Here is a 19,345-nt window from a genome sequence, read left to right as displayed (position 1 = left end):
AGATGAAAAATAAGACAATTTCAGTACTTAACCGTTTTGAAGATATACTGCTTGTTGCCATGTTTGTAGCAATGGTTGCAATTATATTTGTGCAGGTAATTATGCGGTATGCATTCAATAACTCCCTTTCCTGGTCAGAAGAGCTTGGAAAATTTCTGTTCGTATGGCTTTCATGGATTGGTATTAGTATCGGTGCAAGGAGAAGGGAGCACATTAAAATTACGATGCTGGTAGATAAGTTACCGTATCGTGCTGCTAGAGCCATGGATGTTCTTGTGGAATTAACCTTAATTGCAATATGTGCAATTACTGCGTATTATGGTGTTACTTTAGTGTTTAGCCAAGCTGGTACACACTTTGCCGGGATTAAAATAAGCATGTCGTGGGGTTACTTATCCGTAGTTGTAGGTTGCATACTAATGGTTATTCGATCTTTGGTTACTTTAACCGAAGCAATTATTGCAGTGAAAAGAGGAGAGCCAGAAGTAGAGCTTGGTGAAGGAGGGAACAATTAATGGCAGTTGCAGTATTATTTATCGTTCTTTTTGTAATGCTATTTATTGGAGTACCGGTTGGCTTTGCAATTGGTGGAGCAACTATGGCTTCCATGTTCTTTTGCTCTGACTTGAATATGGTTGTAAATGCACAGTATTGTTATTCGGGTATTAGTTCGTTTACCGTTATGGCAATTCCTTTCTTTATGCTGGCAGGGCTTATCATGTCAACAGGTGGTATTGCAAAACGTATTGTAAACTTTGCATCTGCACTCATTGACTTTGTTACGGGTGCGCTTGGTTGTGTTACTATTTTAGCATGTATGTTCTTTGGTGCTCTATCCGGTTCCGGAATGGCAACAACATCTGCAATCGGCGGAATGATGATTCCGGAGATGAAAAAAAAGGGTTATGACCCTGCATATGCAGCTACATTGGTTTGCTTTGGAGGAATCGTTGGTCCGATAATTCCACCGAGTTTATCCTTTGTACTTTATGGTGCAACAACTGGTACACCAATCCCTACATTATTCTTAGCAGGTATTCTGCCGGGTGTATTTATTGGGCTTGTATTCCTTACAACAAATATTATTATGTGTAAAGCCACAGGAACAGATTTAAGACATAGTAAGCATACGGATGTACAGGTAAAAGAAGTTCCAATGGGTGAGTTGCTATGGAATCGAGTTAAAAACATTTGGGTTGCAACTGCAGAAGGCTTCTGGGCATTGTTATCGCCGGTTATTATTCTTGGTGGTATTTATTCAGGAGTGTTTACTCCAACAGAGGCAGCATGTATTTCCGTAGTGTATTCCATTATTGTCAGCTTGTTTGTATACCGAGATATGACTATGAAAGATTTGTATAATACCTTGTTGGATTCAGCAGTTCTTAACGGTATTACTTCATTCCTGCTTGGTTATTCTACGGTATTCTCAACGTTTATGACATTTGAAAAAGTACCTCAGATGATTACGAATTTCTTGACAGGAGTGTCGGATAATCCTTATGTGGTATTATTATTCGTAAACTTAATCTTACTTGCAGTCGGCTGTTTTTTGGATACCGTTCCAGCTATTATTGTAATGGCACCAATGCTATTACCTACGGTAAATGCACTTGGAATTAGTCCGGTACATTTTGGGGTCGTTATGGCTGTAAACCTTGCACTAGGTTTGTGCTCACCTCCTTATGGATGTAATTTGTTTGTGGGTGCAGCTGTAGCTAAAATAAAAATGGAGAGTATGTTTAAATACATTATGCCTTTCTTTATTGTAGGTATGGCAGCATTATTAATAGTAACTTATGTTCCATGGTTATCCTTGGTATTTGTTAAATAAATCCTTTTTAATATTTTTTAATGGTCACATTTTGCAAAGTTTAATCGCTTTGCAGGGTGTGACTATTTTTAATTGTAAGCATGGCACGAAAAAATAATAGTTTTAAACTCTTAGGGAATAAATAAAAGAGTAGAAAACAAAGTAAAGGAGCAGTTATGTTTATACCAAAAAGAATTATTTTCGAAAAAGATATATTAAAGTATCCCATGGCGAGTGAAATTTTGAATTCTTTTAAAGACAATAAAGGAATTGAAATAATTCATATGACATCCAATCGATTTAAAGAATATATTCCGGGAAATGATTTATACACTCAATTCAGAGAAGGTAAAAAGACACTTGTTATTGATACAAAGAAAAGTTTAAAGTTCCAATCATGCAAACCTTCGGCACATTATCAATTACCATTGGTAACCGGTTGTATGGGGCAATGTGAATATTGCTATTTAAATACAAACTTAGGAGATAAACCGTTTATTCGTGTACATGCAAATCTTGATGAAATTCTAAATCAAACAAAATTATACATTCAAGGAAGAATTCCTGAAACAACTATCTTTGAAGGAGCTGCAACATCTGACCCGGTACCAGTAGAACCCTATACACATGCTTTAGAATCTACAATTAAATTTTTTTCCGAACAAAAGTATGGAAAATTTCGTTTTGTTACGAAATATAACGATATAGATGGCCTGGTGAATATTGCACATAATGGGCGTACCGAAGTAAGATTTAGCATTAATACTGCCAATATCATTCATCAATATGAAAATGGCACTGCTTCCTGTGAAAAAAGAATTGAAGCGGCTATAAAGATGGCAGAGGCAGGGTATCCTACTGGATTTCTGATTGCTCCAATTTTTATTTATCCTAATTGGAAGGAAGAATATCAGGAGTTATTAAATATGGTAAAAAGTAAACTTCCGAAAAAAATGAAATATCCGCTTACCTTTGAAATTATTTCTCATCGATACACAAGCATAGCTAAAAATAGAATTTTAGAAGTGTTCCCTAATACTAAACTTCCAATGAATAATGAAGAGCGAAACTATAAATATGGACAATTTGGATATGGAAAATATGTATATCCAAAGGATGATTTGAATGAAATAAAGGCTTTTTTTTCAAATGAAATAGAAAAAATATTTATTGACAAGGAGATTAAATACATTATATAAATTGTATATATAATTTGGGTTACAAAAAGGCATTAAGAAATTTGCTTGATGCCTTTTTATTATGAAAGAAGTACTGTTTTGCTTTTTTTATGACATTAATTCGAAATAGCAAGAATTATGAAAAGAAAGAATTTAAAATTTGATAAGATAGATACGTAAGGAGGTTGTTATTTTGTCTAGAAACTATGAAAACATTAAACTTGCAATTGATTACATAGAAGATCATTTAACAGAAAAATTAAACTTAAGCATCGTATCAAATGCAGTTCATTATTCCAAGTATTATTTACATCGTTTATTTACAAATATCGTTGGTATGACAATGCACGATTACATCCAACGTCGCAAGTTAACAGAAGCCGCCAAACTATTGGTTTTTTCAGATAAACCTATACTTGAAATCGCATTGATAGCAGGGTATGAAAGTCAGCAATCATTTACTTCTATCTTTAAGGAGATGTATAAAAAGTCTCCAAATCAATTTCGACAACATGAAATATTTTATCCACTGCAGTTAAAATTTGTATTGAAAATGAATCCAATTGAAATTGATTCTAAGAAAATTGATGTAGAAAGAGACATTCTATTTGCAACATTAGATGATATTGAAATTTGGATGGATTTAGTTCGGCTTGTAGTAGATGGTTTTCCTTATTTAATCGAGGATGATTATTTAAAAGTATTGAAACAGTGCATTATTGATCAACGAGCTTTGATAATAAAGGACAAGAAAATTGCAATTGGGATTATGATTTTCTCTTATGATACAGGAAGCATAGATTTTTTAGGAATTCATCCACAATATCGCAAGCAAGGTGTTGCTAAGGCATTTTTAAAAAAAGTAATTAAGGAATATTTGAAGGGAAAAGAAATAAGTATAACAACATTTCGAGAAGGGGATAAGGCGGATACCGGCTATCGTGAAATTTATAAAAACCTTGGTTTCGCAGAATCTGAATTGTTAATAGAATTTGGGTATCCCACACAAAAGTTTGTTTTACCTCTTTCCATAAAAGGAGTAAGGAATCATGAATGAAGCAATAACAGCAGATGAACAATTTTCAATGAATATTTTAGCCCATAAATTTGATGCATTATCACTTTTACGGTTTGCATCTCCAACTATTTTTATGATGGTTTTTGTTGGATTATATACACTTATTGATACTATTTTTGTTTCACGTTTTATAAATACAAATGCCTTGTCATCTATAAATATTGTTTGCCCCGTCATCAATGTAATTACAGGTCTGGGTGCGATGGTCGCAGCAGGAAGCAGCGCCATTATTGCTAAAAAAATGGGAGAAGGGGATGAGCGAGGTGCGCGTGAAAGTTTGACATTTATCGTACTTTTCGTAATTATTATCGGGTTAATCTTAACGACTATTGGAGTCATTTTTATTAAACCTATTATTTATGGTCTTGGTGGAAGCAAACTATTATTTCCATATTGTTATGATTATCTTGTTGTGTTACTTTTGTTTGTTCCGGCCAATTTATCGCAGATTATTTTTCAAACGTTATTTGTGACTGCCGGAAAACCAAGACTTGGATTTTGGTTGATTTTAGTAGCAGGTATAGCCAATACAGCATTGGATTATGTTTTTATTGTTGATTGGCAAATGGGTATTACGGGAGCAGCGCTTTCAGATGGGATTGGTTATTGTATTAGTACGATTACAGGACTTCTATTTTTTTTACATAATAAAGAAGTGCTTTACTTTTGTAAGCCCAAGTTTGATTTGAAATTGCTTATAGAAAGTTGCAGTAATGGTTCATCAGAAATGGTTGGGCAACTATCAACTGCTGTTACCACATTTTTTTTTAATGCATTAATGATGAATTTATTAGGAGAGGAAGGAGTTGCAGGGATTACTATTATTATCTATTCCCAATTTCTTTTAAGTACATTTTATATTGGTTTCTCAATGGGGGTAGCACCTATTATCAGCTATAACTTTGGAAGCAAAAGTCATACACAGCTTAAACGAATATTTCGTATTTGTATTTCTTTAATTTCATTTACTTCTGTGTTAATTTTCGTGCTTTCCATTATAGGTGCTCCATTCATTGTCAATTTTTTTACACCAAAAGGAACGTTTGTCTATCGTATTGCAAAAGAAGGTTTTTTAATATTTTCATTTAGTTTTCTATTTTGCGGATATAATATTTTTACTTCAGCATTGTTTACCGCTTTATCAAACGGTAAAATATCCGCATTGGTCTCCTTTTTACGAACCTTTGGGTTTGTTACAATCTCATTATTAGTGCTTCCACGTGTATTACAAGTGACAGGCATTTGGCTGGCTATCCCATTAGCGGAATTATTGACATTAGTCTTATCTATCTATTTTATTTACCGTTATCGTACACAGTACTACTATATTTGATGATTTAAACATAAAAAAGAACTGCCTGATACATAATCAGGCAGTCTTTAAATAGCAAGGGAAGGAGTTTATACATCATTGTGTTCAATGGATTGTTTTTTTGCATTTCGGTTATGATTCTGATTTTCTTTTGTAATCGGAGTCTGATAATTGCATTTTTTCATTCTTGCATGCTTGTTGTCTGGTTGACTGTCTTTAGCCATAAAAATCACCTCGAAATTATTTTTAAAATAGTAAAAGAAAAACGGGCTGATATCCCGTCTTGGCAAGTAAATTACGCATGTTGTTACATGTTTTAAAAATCAAACCGTAACTCCTTAATAGTTTACTCAAATATTAAGATAATAATCAGGAAAAATATGTTAATTGTTATGAAATAAAATAGCATAATAGATATTTAAAAAAACAATAGTATGATAAAATGAAAGGTATACTGTTTTTTGTTTAAAAATATGGATTTGGAGTTATCAAATATATGAAAAAAAGAAAAATGCAGTGCATAATGCAGGATAAGGAGATTCGTATGTTTCAATTTAAAGAAGTAAAATATAAAGAGATTCTTGATTTGCCGGATTTATATATAAACTTTGGCATTACCGTATTGTTAGGTGCCAGTGGAAGTGGAAAGTCAACAATCTTAAAAATGTTAAATAAGATGATTTCTCCGACACAAGGTACAATTTTATATCAGGGTAAGAATTTGAAAGATCTGTCTTCTGTAGAACATCGAAGGAATGTTACTATGCTGTCTCAAAATCCGACTATGTTCGAAGGAAATATAAGGGATAATCTAACAATAGGTCTAGAATTTCAAGGCAAAGAAATACCAGATGAGTCAGAATTAGCTGAGATACTTAAGCAAGTACAGTTAAAGAAAGAACTGAGTGAATCTGTTTTAAATTTATCCGGCGGAGAAAAGCAAAGGTTAGCTTTGGGGCGACTGTTGCTGCTTGATCCTCAGGTTTATCTGCTTGATGAACCTTCTTCCGCCTTGGATGATAATACCGAAGAAATCATAATACAGATGATAACGGAACATGTTAAAAAAAGAGACAAATCTGTCATTATGGTTACACATTCTAAAAATATTGCTGAAAAGTATGCAGATGAAATTTTACAAATCGGACATGGAAGAGTATTGAATAGGAGATAAGAAGATGAGAGGAATCATTGATTTGAGTGTAACACAAGTTATACTATCTTATATTTTTGTAGTTATTGTTCTTTTTATTTTAAAAAAGAGAGGTATAAAGAGAGAAAAAGAGATGCTTATTTCTTCTTTTCGTATGACCTTTCAATTGATTTTAACAGGTTATGTGCTGGTATATATCTTTAAAAATCCGAATCCGTTTATTACGGTTGCTTTAATTATTATTATGGAGTGCTTTGCTATATATACTGTGTTTCAAAAATTTAAAGGAAAGCTAACAAACAAACTAAAACAAGTAATTGCAATAGCAATGGTTATAGGTACAATATCTTGTTTGACTTATTTTTTAATGATTGTGATTCGAATTTATCCTTGGTATGATCCGCAATATTTTATACCAATTGCTGGGATGATGATAGGAAATTCGATGACAGGGATATCCCTTGCAGTAAAATCTTTATTGGAAGGGATGACATTACAGAAAAATGTTGTTGAAGAAGCAATGATTCTTGGTGCATCGCCGAAAATGGCTACTAAAGGTATTATTAATAAAACCTTTGATGCTGCAATCATGCCAACCATTAATTCTATGCTAGGTATGGGAATTATATTTTTACCGGGAATGATGACCGGACAAATATTATCCGGTACCTCTCCTGCCACAGCTGTAAATTACCAGATTGCAATAATGCTGGGAATTCTTGGTGCTGTTTCACTAACTGTTATTCTCTTATTACAGTTTGGATATCGTAGCTTTTTTAACGAAGAGGATCAACTTATTCAATAAAAATTTTTTTTTTCCTTGAGCCTATGATTTATTAGCTTTTTACTTTTCTACATAATTGTTTTATAAAAAGATAAAATAACAAAATATCGCAAACGATATTTCCTACATAATAAAAAATGGGCTGATAAGGAGCACTACAAATGAAAAGATTAAAATTATTGGTTGAAAGATTAAGAGAGCTTTCCACTGCAATCGTTCGTTATCCTTTAACAACTGTCTTTCTTTTTGCGGCCATGATAATGATTTCTATTTCCATAGAAACAGAAAAAGATTTTTTAAAAGAAATTATGAGTTGTATCATCGGAGCGGTTTTGAGTGCTTCATTACAAGCATTAAATGAACGTTTTTTTTATAAGAATACCATACGCTTTTTTTTAATGGGATGCAGTGTTGCTTTTACCACAGGATATTATCTTATTATTAAATCTGCTCCGGAACTTAGTATGGAAATTGGGATACGAACATTTGTTGCTGCCTTAGCGATGATTGCTGCTTATTTGTGGGTTCCTGTGATTCGCAGTAAGATTAGTTTTAATGAAAGCTTTATGACTGCATTTAAGTCTTTTTTTCATTCTCTTCTATTTTCAGCCGTTCTTTTTGGTGGTTGTATTCTCATTATTGCAGCGATTGATTTACTGATTGTATCCTTAAACGAAACGGTATATCCACATGTGGCAAACATTATTTTTGTATTTTTTGCTCCGATTTTTTTTCTTTCACTCATTCCTGTATATCCAGGAGAGAAGGATCATAAAGAAGAGTTTGACGTTATAGCTGAAAAAAATGAGATGGTTGAAAATGCAGCGTTCTGTCCGAAAATTTTGGAAGTTTTGATATCCTATATCGTTATTCCTTTGGTTTCCGTATTCACGGTTATTTTGTTGTTGTACATTGTGTTGAATGTGAGAGAAGATTTTTGGACAAATAATCTTTTGGAACCTATGTTAGTGTCCTATGCAATTACAGTAATTTTAGTATATCTTTTAGCAAGCAGACTGGAGAATAAATTTGCAGTTTGGTTTCGTAGAATTTTCCCGAAGGTTCTTGTCCCCATTATGTTGTTCCAAGTTGTATCCTCACTTCTTACATTAAGAGAAATGGGGATTACACATACACGTTATTTTGCAATTTTATTTGGGATTTATGCTGTTTTAGCCGGAGTTGTGATGAGTCTTGTGCCTATAAGAAAAAACGGCATTCTTGCAATTATGCTTATTGCATTTTCCTTGGTTTCAATTATACCTCCAGTAGACGCATTTACTGTTAGTCGCATTAGTCAGGAAAATAGATTAAAAGGTATTTTGGTAAAAAATGCAATGCTCAAAGACAATATTATAATACCAAATGCACTTCTTTCAGAGCGAGATAAAAAGAAGATTGTTTTGTCGGTTGAGTATTTAGATCGAATGGGGTATACGGATAAGATTACATGGCTGCCGAAGGATTTTACTGCTTATGAAGATTTTTATAATACGTTTGGTTTTTACGAATATGAACAGGCAAAGAATCAAAATCGTTTCATTCATGTATTTCGAAATTCGGAATCAGCAATTAATATAAAAGGTTATGATGTATTGGTGCATGCCTTTATAAACTTTGATGATAATAGGGAAACAAAGATCTGTCAGATAGAAAAAGCAGGAAAAAACTATATTTTAAATAAAGTGAAAGAAGGAGACGGATATGATTTTGTACTCGTTCAGGAAAACCAGAATCAGGAGATCATACGTTTTAGTACGCAAGAAATTTTTTCAAGATATCGAAGTTATATAGTAGAAAAATCTGAATTATCCAATGAAGAAGCTACTTTTTCTATTGAAAACGAAGAGGCAAAGCTGACTCTTGTTGTGCAGGAGGCAAATATGGATGATTCGTTAAATCAAAGAAATAATTTTGCCACTTTAGATATTTTAATATCCATTCAATAAGTTTAAAAATATGATTCATTAATTTAAAATTAATTATTAAAACATAAAAAATATACCGTTTCAAACAGACGGTATATTTTTTTATTTGTTTTTCAACGAAATCCATATTATGATGAAATAAAATCTCAAATGAAAAGGTACAGGTAAAAATGAAAGTAAATAAATTACTTGGTATGGTTCTAATTATAATACTTTTTATAAATAACACTGCCTTTGCTTCCACTTTAGAAGAAGGGAGTCAATTTATAATGACAGAAGAGGAAAAGAATTTAATAAATTCATTGGGAGAAATTCAAGTAATGGTAGATGATCATTTTACCCCTTTATCTTTATACTCTGAAAGTGATGGAAAATACCTTGGTGCCAGCGTAGAATTGTTTGAAAAAACAGCAGAGCTTATAGGCTTAAAATATAGATACAATTATGAGAAAGATCTTAGTTGGTCAGAAAAAATAGAGTCCATTAAAAGGAAAGAAATTGATTTGCTGTTTCCAATGAGTATTACAGACAGAAGAAAAAGCTATGGCCATTATACGAAACCATATCACACAATGTATTATAGTGTAATTGCGAAGTCAGACAGTGAAAAAATTTCGAGTCTAAATGATTTGCAGAATAAAAAGGTTGGTGCTGTACGTGGAACTTCGATTATCGCATTGATAGAAAACTATATTCCTAAAAAAAATATAACCTATTATGATAGCGATAAAGCAATGTATGCAGCATTACAAACCGGAAAAGTGACTTATACTTTTCAAAATGAGAATGTTTTTAATGAAGACTTTTACCGCTATGAGCTATTCGATGTTATAAAAATTTATAAAATTGAGGAATCTCTTAGAGAGTATAGTTATCTTTTCAAGAAAACAGAGGATATGCGTGAGTTCGTAAAAATATGGAATCGTGCGATGAGTTGTTTTAATATGGAGGATGTCATTTCAAAATATGAAGTTGGAGAAACAGAATTATTGAATAAATATTTAAAACAAAAAAACACGCAAAATCAAATTGTAATCTCGTTATTTATACTTTTGATAGTAATAATCGGATTAGCCTATCAATATAAAAGTGCAAAAAAAATGTCCGAGTTAATGAAGAAAGAAGCATCAATCAATAAAATGGCTTATCTTCAATCTCAAATAAAGCCGCATTTTTTATTTAATGCATTGGGAACAATCATGGCACTTTGCTATACAGAACCGGAAAAAGCAGGAGATTTATTAAACAGTATGAGTAAATATCTTCGAATGGTTTTCACGACAGACAGCCAAATGGAGTTGGTTTCTTTACAGCGTGAAATTGATCTGGTGAATGCTTATGTGGAACTTGAAAAGGCAAGGTATGGTGAACGAGTTGTCTTGCATTTTGAGGTGGAAGAGGAATGTCTTTCTTATCAGATACCTCCTTTAATCATACAGCCTCTTGTAGAGAATGCAATTTTGCATGGTATAACCAAAAAGGAAGAAGGGGGTGCGGTTTGGTTATCGGTACATGCAGTAAAAAATAGAATGCAAATCATTGTAAAGGATAATGGTGTAGGGATCAAAGAAGAGCAATTACGTTATATTATAAATGAAAAATCAATGGAGTCCGGAATCGGTTTATCCAATATAAGACAAAGAATTTTGAGTTATACAATGGGTGAAATGACAATAAATAGTCAAGTTGGCGCTGGTACGGAGATTATAGTTTTTTTACCAATTATAAATAATCATAGTTAAGGAGGAAAACGAATGTTACGAGCCGTCATTGTCGATGATGAATTTTCCGGGCATATTCTTTTGAAAAGAGCAATTAAATTAGTGGACGGAGTTGAAGTTATTCGCAGTTATATGCAACCGAATGCAGTACTCGATGAGTTAAAAGAAGTACAACCAGATATTGCTTTTTTGGATATTGAAATGGCAGCGATGAATGGACTAGAACTGGCAGAGAGGATACATGAAGTAAATAATGATATTTCTGTTATTTTTGTTACAGCTTTTAGTCAATATGCGGTTGATGCTTTTAAAGTAAATGCTCTTGATTATCTTCTTAAACCAGTTGATCCAAATGAGGTACAAAGAGTATTGAATAAGGTAATGAGTACTCAAAAAGCAAAACCTGAGGTTATAAAGACTAGAAAATATCCTGTGCAGCTGGCTCGGTGTTTTGGCTTTTTCGAAGTATATGGAAATCAAAATGAAAAACCTGTTCAATGGATTACTTCAAAGGTAGAAGAACTTTTTGCATACTTAATACTACATCATGGGAAGCTTATTGAAAAATGGAAGCTTTGTGAATTATTATGGCCCAATACAAGTGCGGATAATGCAGCGACTAATCTTCATACCACCATTTACCGATTAAGAAAAACAATTAAGAGTGAAAACATTCCGATAAAAATTTTGAATCAAAATGGAGGGTATATGATAGAGTTCGAATCCTGTTTTACCGATGTTCAAAGATTTCAACAATATTATAAAGAAGCAAAATCGATTTACGGCATTGGAGAACAAGCGGACGAGGTAGAGATTCTGAAAAAAGCAGTAAAGTTATTTCAAGGGGAACTTTTCTCAAATAAATATTTTGAATGGGCTATGGATTATAGAGAATCCATGAATCGTCAATACATTCGTCTTTCTTATCGCCTTGCTGTATTGTTAAACTTAAGTGGAAATATTGAATATGAAATTGCATGTTTAAATAAACTCCTTACGCATTTCCCTTATGAAGAGGATGCTTGCATGATGCTCATGAATCGATACGAAGAAGAAAAAGATAAACTGGGATTAGTTCATTTCTAGCAGTCTTATCAACAACGTTTGAGGAAGGAACTGGATTGCAAACCTTCAAAAAAAATGCAGGATAGATATAACTGCATAATAAAGATGCTTTAAATGGATGTAATTGTTTGTTCTGATATTTAATATAATAAAATTTTCTGATATGTCAGTAATTTGTCAGTCTCTTCCGATACTATAGAAAATAGGATAGGAAAGTTGTCTATCTTAAACATCTTAGTAGAAATATGGAGGGGAGAACGATGAAAAAGATATTAGTACTTATTCTTGTAACGCTGATAATGAATACGACTTGTACAGTCGGATTTGCAGCAGGGCCGTCTGTTCCGGAGAATATCAAGCTATTACATACTTTAGGTATTCTTGAGGGAAGTGATGGAACGTTAAATTCCATTGATATTCAAAAACCTGTAACTAGATTGACAGCGGCAATTGTACAATTAAAATTGTTAGGTCTTGAAGAAACCGCATCTGTATATACAGGAAATAAAAATTATGCGGATGCAAACAAAACACCTTGGGCAAGGCAATATTTGGCATATATTTATGACCACCCTGAGTTGGGTTGGGTAGGGAATCAAAATAATTTTGATAGCTTTGCAAAAATTTCAGGAGAAGAATTAACAAAGATAATGTTATCAATTTTGAAAGAGACAAAATATACAGAATCAGCAGTTAAGTATGCCAATCAGTTGGGGATTAAAAGTGCAAAGGATAGTAATATTGTTAGCATGAGTCAATTTTCAAATATTGTCACAGAAACTCTTAATGTAAAAGTAAATGAAACAAAAACTGCTTTGGCTGAATACCTTGTAGAACAAAATATTCTTGACAGAGAAGTTGCAGATGCAGAAGCGATTGTTAAGAATATGGATGGGAACATTTTGACAGTTGCAGTTGCATGGAAGCAGACAGCAGCAGAGTATAAGGCGTTGTATTATCAAGGATTTAATCAGGCAAAGTCGCAATTGCAGTTTGCAATTGCAAATCAGAAACCAGGTGATAAGCCTTTGGCAGTCATTACGGACGTAGATGATACAATTGTAAGCCCGGTCAATTATTGGGGCTATCTGATTCAGAATAAGAAAGACTTTTTTAATGATGAGATATGGGATAAATGGATACCAGAAAACAAAATGGTACCTACACCGGGGTCTTTGGAATTTCTAAACTTCTGTAAAGAAAACAACGTTGAAGTTTTTTATGTGACGAGTAGAGATCAGGGAGAAAAAACATATGAATATGCTTTAGGTAATCTTCAAGCACTTGGATTTCCATACGCGGACAAAGAACATTTAAATGTTCTGCAAGACACTTCAAATAAAGAAAAACCACAGATGGCAATTGCTGAAAAATATAATGTAAGTGTATATCTTGGTGATAACTTAAATGATTTTAGAAGAATCTATTATGTGAAAGATATCGATGAAAGAACAAAATTAATGGAGGCAGATAAAGAGTTGTTTGGTTCTAAATTTATCTTATTCCCAAATCCTACGGATGGACATTGGGTGCGCGCTATTTTCGGAGAGTCAGAACCTGCTCCTGCAAATGAAAACAGAGAAATTTGGGAAAATGCAGCTCAAAAATCTACATGGTCCCCCCAAAAATAAAAAATATAATTTATTTTAATAAAATTTGACTATAAATATAATGAGTGAAAAACAGATTCTATTAAACTGACGTCCATAAGTTAGACCTAAAATCTAACTTATGGGGGTCAGTTTTTTATTTTAAAAAAAATCGAGTAAAAAAACTTTTTCACCTTTTCTTATATATTTCAAAATTTGAGGAATAATAATTTGGAAACAAATTTAGAGTATTAAATTTATTTTAACTTTGATATAAGAATAAGAGGTAAGTTATGGAGAAAAACAATAAAGGATTATCTGCATGGCAGCTTACAATGATGGCTTTAGGAACAGTAATTGGAGGCTCATTTTTTGTTGGTTCCTCAGTTGCCATTCATGCAGCGGGTCCATCTATTTTAGTTGCATATGTATTAGGTGGAATATTAGTCTATTTTATACTAGTTGCTTTATCTGAGATGACGGTAGCAAATCCCGATTCCGGATCTTTTCGAACATTTTCAGCTCAGGCTTTTGGTCCTGGAGTTGGATTTGTTGTTGGATGGGTGTATTGGACCGGAATGGTTTTGGCAATGTCTAGTGAAGCGACGGCAGTATCAATCTTAGTAAGTGAATGGATCCCTAATATATCGATACCTTTACTTGGAAGTTCTATTATAATTGGTGTAACACTTCTTAATTTGCTTGGAGCAGATAAATTAAGTAAGCTGGAGAGCGGTCTTGCAGCAGTAAAGCTATTTGCAATCGCTTCTTTTATTATAATTGCATTATTATTAGTTGCAGGAGTCTTCTTAAGGACTTCGCCAATCGGAGCCGGTGAATTAGTTCGAGAGCCTTTTATGGCAGGAGGTATCAAAGGTATTGCCGGAAGTATGCTAATTGTAATGTTTACGTATGCCGGATTTGAAATCATCGGACTTGCAGCTTCGGAAAGCGATAATCCTAGAAAAACTGTTCCAAAAGCAATTCTTTATACCGTTTTATGTCTTGTAGGTTTTTATATTACTTCAATTGCATTCCTTTTCCCACTTATTCCTACTGCAAGTATCAATGAAGATGTAAGTCCGATGGTGGCTGCATTAAATAATCAAGGCATTGGATGGGGCAGTACTGCCTTAAATATTGTTATGATCACAGCTATCATCTCAACTATGCTTGCAGCTATGTTTGGAATCGGAAGAATGATGCGCTCACTTGTCGATGAAGGACATGCACCAAATTGGTTAAAAGATAAGACCGATGTTCCGTATCGTGGAATATTATTTTCTGGCCTTGCTATGTTATGTGGATTGGGGATTGGTATTTTCTTACCTAAAATATATCTTTTCTTAATCAGTTCCGGGGGGTTTGCATTACTGTTTACTTACGCCGTTATTATCGCAACTCACATGCGGCTGCGAAAAAAAAATGGCTGCCCACCGGAAGGGAAATGCCAAATGCCAGGTTATCCGTATACATCATGGTTTTCTTTGATTTGTATGATTATCATAATTTTTAGTATGCCATTTATACCAGGGCAGACTTCAGGATTAATTGCAGGATTTACAATCATTGCAGCCTATTCTTTGGTTTATATGGCAATGAACGTATTAAATCGTTCTGAAGAAAGAAATATAGAGGAAGGGTTTAGAGGCAAAGAATATTCCTCTATATTATCACAGGAATTTTCAAATGAATTGATTGAAAAAATGAAGGAGGAGAAAAAAGATGAATCGTAAAACAAAATGCAATGTAGGAAAAACAGAGCAAATCGTACGAATTACAATTGGTTTAACCATTGTGGTTGTAGGAGTGTACTACCAAAACTGGTGGGGGATTATTGGATTAGTACCAATCATCACAGGGTTTACTCGTTATTGTCCAATCAGTGATCTTTTAGGGATTTCTACTTGTAAGGTAAAAAAACATGAATCCTAATTAAAGAATTTAAGGAGAAAAAGCTATGGTTTCATTTTTACTTTCCATTGTTGCTTTAATATTAGGATATGTATTATATGGAAAATTAGTTGAAGCAATCTATGGAGCAGATCCTTCAAAAACAACTCCAGCAATTGCCTTGAATGATGGGGTGGATTTTGTAGCACTTGATAAGAAAAAAGCATTCTTAATTCAATTTTTAAACATTGCCGGTTTAGGACCGATTTTTGGTGCAGTTGCTGGAGCATATTGGGGGCCGGTCGCTTTTTTATGGATTGTACTGGGGAGCATTTTTGCAGGTGCAACACACGATTATTTTTCTGGTATGCTTTCCATGAAACATAATGGAGAAACCGTTGCAGAAATCGTTGGAAGATATCTCGGAATTGCTGCTAAAAATGTGATGAGGATATTTTCTGTAGTCTTGCTTATTTTAGTTGGTGTAATTTTTATAACCGGTCCTGCGGATATTCTTTTAAGCATGACTGGTGTTTCAAAGTTTGTATGGATTGGCTTAATTATTCTTTATTATCTATGTGCAACGGTAATACCAATTGATAAAATTATTGGAAAAATTTATCCAATCTTTGGTGCGGCTCTTATCATCATGGGTTTAGGCATTTTGTATGGAATTTTTAATCAGGGATATGCGATTCCAGAAATTCAATTGGTGAATCTACATCCAACCGGAAAAGCAATTTTTCCGTATTTGTTTATTACCATTGCATGTGGTGCAATCAGCGGATTCCATTCGACACAGTCGCCAATCATTGCGAGATGCATATCCAATGAAAAGGAAGGTCGCATGATATTTTATGGAGCTATGATTGCAGAAGGTATATTGGCTTTAATTTGGGCAGCTGCCTCTATGGCATTTTTCGGAAGTACAGAAGCACTTGCAAATGCAGGACCAGCAGCCATTGTAGTAAAGACAATTTCTGTATCATTGCTTGGAACTTTCGGTGGTGTACTTGCCTTATTTGGTGTGGTTGCCTGTCCGATTACTTCTGGGGATACTGCATTTCGTAGTGCACGTTTAGCAATTGCTGATGCGATTCATTTTAATCAAAGTCCGATTAAAAATCGATTTTTAATTGCAATACCGTTATTTTCTATTGGGGTGGTATTATGCTTTATAGACTTTGGGATCATTTGGAGATATTTCGCATGGTCAAATCAAACGTTGGCAACCATTATGCTTTGGACTGCTTCTGCATTTTTGGCTAAATCTAAGAAGTTTCATTACATTACATCCTTGCCAGCGACCTTCATGACTACCGTGGTTACTTCTTATATTCTCATAGCACCAGAAGGTTTATCATTGCCGACTACTATTGGATATCCTGTTGGGATTGCTTCCGGAATTATAGCCTTTCTTTGGTTCCTTTTATTTTCTAATAAAACAAATAAAGTAGTTGGGTAAATGAGTAATATTTAAATTAACAACTAGGATAAAATTAGCCTGTAAGAATTAAAATCTTGCAGGTTTTTTTATTACATAATTGAATCATTTCGCTTCCTTATTTGATAGCAGCAACAATTATATTATTTATAATCTCTGTATGATAAAATAGATAATAAAATCACTTATTTCAAGTAATGATTAAACTAAGAATTTAAAGAATGAAGGAGCTAAATTTTAGAAATGGATAAAAGATACAAAGCATATAAAGGAAATATCATTTACAGTCAAGATAAAGATACTCTGATTAGTAAAGAAAACTCATACATTATGGTTTTCAACGGAATGGTAAAGGGAATCTGTAAACAATTGCCTGAGGACTTTCCGGAAGAAAATATAGTGGATTGGGGAAAGCGTCTTATTATTCCGGGATTTTGTGATATGCATGTGCATGCCCCTCAGTTTTTACAAAGAGGCATCGGCATGGATCGGGAACTTTTGGACTGGCTTAATACCTATACATATCCAAACGAAGCTAAATTTGCAGACAAGGATCATGCGAAAAAGATTTATTCCGCTTTTGTAGATGAATTATTACGTAATGGTACGCTCCATGTTAATTGTTTTCCATCCATTCATTATGGAGCCTCTGAAATCTTATTTCAGATTCTTGAGCAAAGGGGATTATTTGCATTTACCGGCAAATTAAATATGGATCAGAACAGTCCTTCTTATTATATTGAAGATACGGAGCAATCCATACGAGACACTGAAACGTTCATCTTACAGCACCAAAATACTAAGAATGTAAAAACAAGCATTGTTCCAAGATTTTCAATTACTTGCAGTGAAAAATTATTAGCTGGGTTGGGAGAACTGGTGAAAAAATATGAAGTGCCGGTACATTCTCATATGTGTGAAGCGGTTAATGAAATGAAAGTTTGTAAAGAACTGTTTCCAAATTATAAAAATGGTGCAGATATCTTTTATAAAAACAATTTACTTGGAGAAACACCAACAATAATGGCACATTGTATTTTTATGGATGATGATGTATTAGAACGAATGGATAACTCTAATTGCATGGCAGTACATTGTCCGGATGCAACTGCAAATATTAATGCGGGTGGCATTATGCCGGTAAAAAAGCTTTTGGATATGGGAATACATTTAGCAATTGGCAGTGATATCGGTTCTGGTGCTAATTTTTCAATTGCAAGAGGCATCGCTAGTACCATTCAGCATTCAAAAATCCGTAATATGTTTGACTCGGAATGGGAGGCAGTGAATCTTGCAGAGGCATTTTATATGGCGACACGTTCTGGCGGAAGATTTTTTAATCAAGTTGGAGCATTTGAAGAAGGGTATCATTTTAATGCACTGGTGATTGATGACAGTAATATGTATCACGAAATGGAGCTTACTCCGATAGAACGTTTGGAGCGTTTTTGCTATGCAGGAGATGATAGAAATATATGTATGAGATATATTTTGGGAACTGAAGTAAAAATAGTTTAAAGAAATATTTTAATTCAAAAGAAAGTGGGTATAGTTACTATATAATCAAATGATTAATTATTATATAGATAAAGAAAGGAGTGTATGAAGTGTTTTAAAGATACTTCATGCAAGGGATTTTATGAAAATAGCATTAAGAGATAAGTTTCCTGAATTAACAGTAAAAACAACAAAAGGAACCATAAATTTACCAAGTGACTATAAAGGAAAATGGTTTGTTTTATTTAGCCATCCAGCTGATTTTACACCGGTATGCACGACTGAATTTGTATCGTTTCAAAAGAAAATGAAACAATTTAATGATTTGGGAGTGGAATTAATCGGGTTAAGTGTGGACAGCCTAGAGTCCCATTATCAGTGGATTCAATGGATTAAAGATAACATTCACGTACAGATTGAATTTCCGGTTATTGATGATGAAGATAGAAGTGTTGCACAAACTCTTGGGTTAATTCATCCAAATGAAGATGATACTGCGGCTGTTAGAGCTGTCATTATCGTAGACCATAACGGAAAAGTGAGAACAATGCTGGAATATCCAAAGGAAATCGGGAGAAATATAGATGAAATATTAAGAACGGTCAAAGCATTAAAAATGGCCTCTATCAAAAAAGTATTTGCTCCGGCAAATTGGCCGCATAATGAAATCATAGGGGATAAGGTTTTATTTCATAGAGATGAAAAGGATAACCCGTCTTTGGACAAAGAACGTGGAATCTATAGCCTATCCGATTGGTTTATATACAAAAATATGGATGAAAACAATTAATATCCTTACAATTTTGGGGATTTAGAACTTAGAATATAAATATATAATTAAAACCATCTCGTGTTTTGTTTTATACAGAATGCGAGATGGTTTTAATTTT

At 33.5% G+C, this 19,345-nt stretch carries 17 protein-coding genes; 16 read left to right on the top strand and 1 reads right to left on the bottom strand.

Annotated elements, in window-relative coordinates:
* The first annotated feature begins 2 nt into the window (after window positions 1-2).
* From I2490_RS02360 to I2490_RS02340, 5 genes are all read left to right on the top strand, one after another.
* The gene (locus I2490_RS02360; protein WP_206458185.1) at window positions 3-515 is read left to right on the top strand and encodes a TRAP transporter small permease; all 513 of its coding nucleotides are present in this window, start codon (window positions 3-5) and stop codon (window positions 513-515) included.
* A complete protein-coding gene (locus tag I2490_RS02355; protein ID WP_206458184.1) occupies window positions 515-1,834 on the top strand; it encodes a TRAP transporter large permease in 1,320 nt (439 codons plus the stop codon). Before I2490_RS02360 ends, I2490_RS02355 begins: the two co-directional genes overlap by 1 nt.
* A gap of 155 nt (window positions 1,835-1,989) precedes the next feature.
* On the top strand, window positions 1,990-3,012 hold the full coding sequence (gene splB / locus I2490_RS02350) for a spore photoproduct lyase (RefSeq protein WP_206458183.1): 1,023 nt from the start codon (window positions 1,990-1,992) through the stop codon (window positions 3,010-3,012).
* 172 nt (window positions 3,013-3,184) lie between these two features.
* Complete coding sequence (locus tag I2490_RS02345; RefSeq protein WP_206458182.1) at window positions 3,185-4,048, top strand: GNAT family N-acetyltransferase; 864 nt, start codon at window positions 3,185-3,187, stop codon at window positions 4,046-4,048.
* The gene (locus tag I2490_RS02340; protein ID WP_206458181.1) at window positions 4,041-5,402 is read left to right on the top strand and encodes an MATE family efflux transporter; all 1,362 of its coding nucleotides are present in this window, start codon (window positions 4,041-4,043) and stop codon (window positions 5,400-5,402) included. The genes I2490_RS02345 and I2490_RS02340 overlap by 8 nt, the downstream gene beginning before the upstream one ends.
* Before the next feature lie 68 nt (window positions 5,403-5,470).
* On the opposite strand, the gene I2490_RS16820 is transcribed toward I2490_RS02340, so the two are convergent.
* Entirely contained in the window at window positions 5,471-5,605 is a 135-nt protein-coding gene (locus I2490_RS16820; protein ID WP_280634184.1) for a hypothetical protein, read from the bottom strand.
* A 272-nt stretch (window positions 5,606-5,877) separates the two neighbouring features.
* On the opposite strand from I2490_RS16820, the gene I2490_RS02335 reads away from it, so the two are divergent.
* The 11 genes from I2490_RS02335 (at window position 5,878) to I2490_RS02285 (ending at window position 19,245) form a co-directional block, all read left to right on the top strand.
* Window positions 5,878-6,555 carry an ABC transporter ATP-binding protein gene (locus I2490_RS02335; protein WP_245157058.1) on the top strand — a complete coding sequence of 226 codons (678 nt, stop codon included), beginning with the start codon at window positions 5,878-5,880 and terminating at the stop codon, window positions 6,553-6,555.
* 4 nt (window positions 6,556-6,559) lie between these two features.
* Entirely contained in the window at window positions 6,560-7,339 is a 780-nt protein-coding gene (locus tag I2490_RS02330; RefSeq protein ID WP_206458180.1) for an ABC transporter permease, read from the top strand.
* Window positions 7,340-7,479: 140 nt separating this feature from the next.
* On the top strand, window positions 7,480-9,267 hold the full coding sequence (locus I2490_RS02325) for a DUF4153 domain-containing protein (protein WP_206458179.1): 1,788 nt from the start codon (window positions 7,480-7,482) through the stop codon (window positions 9,265-9,267).
* A 149-nt stretch (window positions 9,268-9,416) separates the two neighbouring features.
* The gene (locus tag I2490_RS02320; protein ID WP_206458178.1) at window positions 9,417-10,988 is read left to right on the top strand and encodes a histidine kinase; all 1,572 of its coding nucleotides are present in this window, start codon (window positions 9,417-9,419) and stop codon (window positions 10,986-10,988) included.
* A gap of 12 nt (window positions 10,989-11,000) precedes the next feature.
* Complete coding sequence (locus I2490_RS02315) at window positions 11,001-12,053, top strand: response regulator (RefSeq protein ID WP_206458177.1); 1,053 nt, start codon at window positions 11,001-11,003, stop codon at window positions 12,051-12,053.
* 239 nt (window positions 12,054-12,292) lie between these two features.
* Complete coding sequence (locus tag I2490_RS02310; RefSeq protein ID WP_206458176.1) at window positions 12,293-13,663, top strand: 5'-nucleotidase, lipoprotein e(P4) family; 1,371 nt, start codon at window positions 12,293-12,295, stop codon at window positions 13,661-13,663.
* Between the two features lie 251 nt (window positions 13,664-13,914).
* Entirely contained in the window at window positions 13,915-15,357 is a 1,443-nt protein-coding gene (locus I2490_RS02305) for an amino acid permease (RefSeq protein ID WP_206458175.1), read from the top strand.
* On the top strand, window positions 15,347-15,556 hold the full coding sequence (locus tag I2490_RS02300) for a YgaP family membrane protein (protein ID WP_206458174.1): 210 nt from the start codon (window positions 15,347-15,349) through the stop codon (window positions 15,554-15,556). The genes I2490_RS02305 and I2490_RS02300 overlap by 11 nt, the downstream gene beginning before the upstream one ends.
* A gap of 25 nt (window positions 15,557-15,581) precedes the next feature.
* The gene (locus tag I2490_RS02295; protein WP_206458173.1) at window positions 15,582-16,979 is read left to right on the top strand and encodes a carbon starvation CstA family protein; all 1,398 of its coding nucleotides are present in this window, start codon (window positions 15,582-15,584) and stop codon (window positions 16,977-16,979) included.
* Window positions 16,980-17,201: 222 nt separating this feature from the next.
* Window positions 17,202-18,476: an amidohydrolase family protein gene (locus I2490_RS02290; RefSeq protein ID WP_206458172.1), complete on the top strand. Its 1,275-nt coding sequence runs from the start codon at window positions 17,202-17,204 to the stop codon at window positions 18,474-18,476.
* Between the two features lie 121 nt (window positions 18,477-18,597).
* Window positions 18,598-19,245, top strand: coding sequence for a peroxiredoxin (locus I2490_RS02285; RefSeq protein WP_206458171.1), 648 nt, complete (start codon window positions 18,598-18,600; stop codon window positions 19,243-19,245).
* The last annotated feature ends 100 nt before the right edge of the window (window positions 19,246-19,345 follow it).

The sequence above is a fragment of the Anaerovorax sp. IOR16 genome, from assembly GCF_017168145.1.
GTDB lineage: Bacteria > Bacillota > Clostridia > Peptostreptococcales > Anaerovoracaceae > IOR16.
The sequence above is the reverse complement of the archived record's forward strand: the minus strand, read 5'-3'. Positions and strand labels throughout refer to the sequence as shown.

Bases quoted from the DNA above. Each gene is read 5' to 3' on its own strand.
- I2490_RS16820 (WP_280634184.1), bottom strand. From the start codon at position 5,605: ATGGCTAAAGACAGTCAACCAGACAACAAGCATGCAAGAATGAAAAAA.
- I2490_RS02310 (WP_206458176.1), top strand. From the start codon at position 12,293: ATGAAAAAGATATTAGTACTTATTCTTGTAACGCTGATAATGAATACG.
- I2490_RS02330 (WP_206458180.1), top strand. From the start codon at position 6,560: ATGAGAGGAATCATTGATTTGAGTGTAACACAAGTTATACTATCTTAT.
- I2490_RS02340 (WP_206458181.1), top strand. From the start codon at position 4,041: ATGAATGAAGCAATAACAGCAGATGAACAATTTTCAATGAATATTTTA.
- I2490_RS02315 (WP_206458177.1), top strand. From the start codon at position 11,001: ATGTTACGAGCCGTCATTGTCGATGATGAATTTTCCGGGCATATTCTT.
- I2490_RS02285 (WP_206458171.1), top strand. From the start codon at position 18,598: ATGAAAATAGCATTAAGAGATAAGTTTCCTGAATTAACAGTAAAAACA.
- I2490_RS02355 (WP_206458184.1), top strand. From the start codon at position 515: ATGGCAGTTGCAGTATTATTTATCGTTCTTTTTGTAATGCTATTTATT.
- I2490_RS02295 (WP_206458173.1), top strand. From the start codon at position 15,582: ATGGTTTCATTTTTACTTTCCATTGTTGCTTTAATATTAGGATATGTA.
- I2490_RS02300 (WP_206458174.1), top strand. From the start codon at position 15,347: ATGAATCGTAAAACAAAATGCAATGTAGGAAAAACAGAGCAAATCGTA.
- I2490_RS02325 (WP_206458179.1), top strand. From the start codon at position 7,480: ATGAAAAGATTAAAATTATTGGTTGAAAGATTAAGAGAGCTTTCCACT.
- I2490_RS02360 (WP_206458185.1), top strand. From the start codon at position 3: ATGAAAAATAAGACAATTTCAGTACTTAACCGTTTTGAAGATATACTG.
- I2490_RS02290 (WP_206458172.1), top strand. From the start codon at position 17,202: ATGGATAAAAGATACAAAGCATATAAAGGAAATATCATTTACAGTCAA.
- splB (WP_206458183.1), top strand. From the start codon at position 1,990: ATGTTTATACCAAAAAGAATTATTTTCGAAAAAGATATATTAAAGTAT.
- I2490_RS02320 (WP_206458178.1), top strand. From the start codon at position 9,417: ATGAAAGTAAATAAATTACTTGGTATGGTTCTAATTATAATACTTTTT.
- I2490_RS02335 (WP_245157058.1), top strand. From the start codon at position 5,878: ATGAAAAAAAGAAAAATGCAGTGCATAATGCAGGATAAGGAGATTCGT.
- I2490_RS02305 (WP_206458175.1), top strand. From the start codon at position 13,915: ATGGAGAAAAACAATAAAGGATTATCTGCATGGCAGCTTACAATGATG.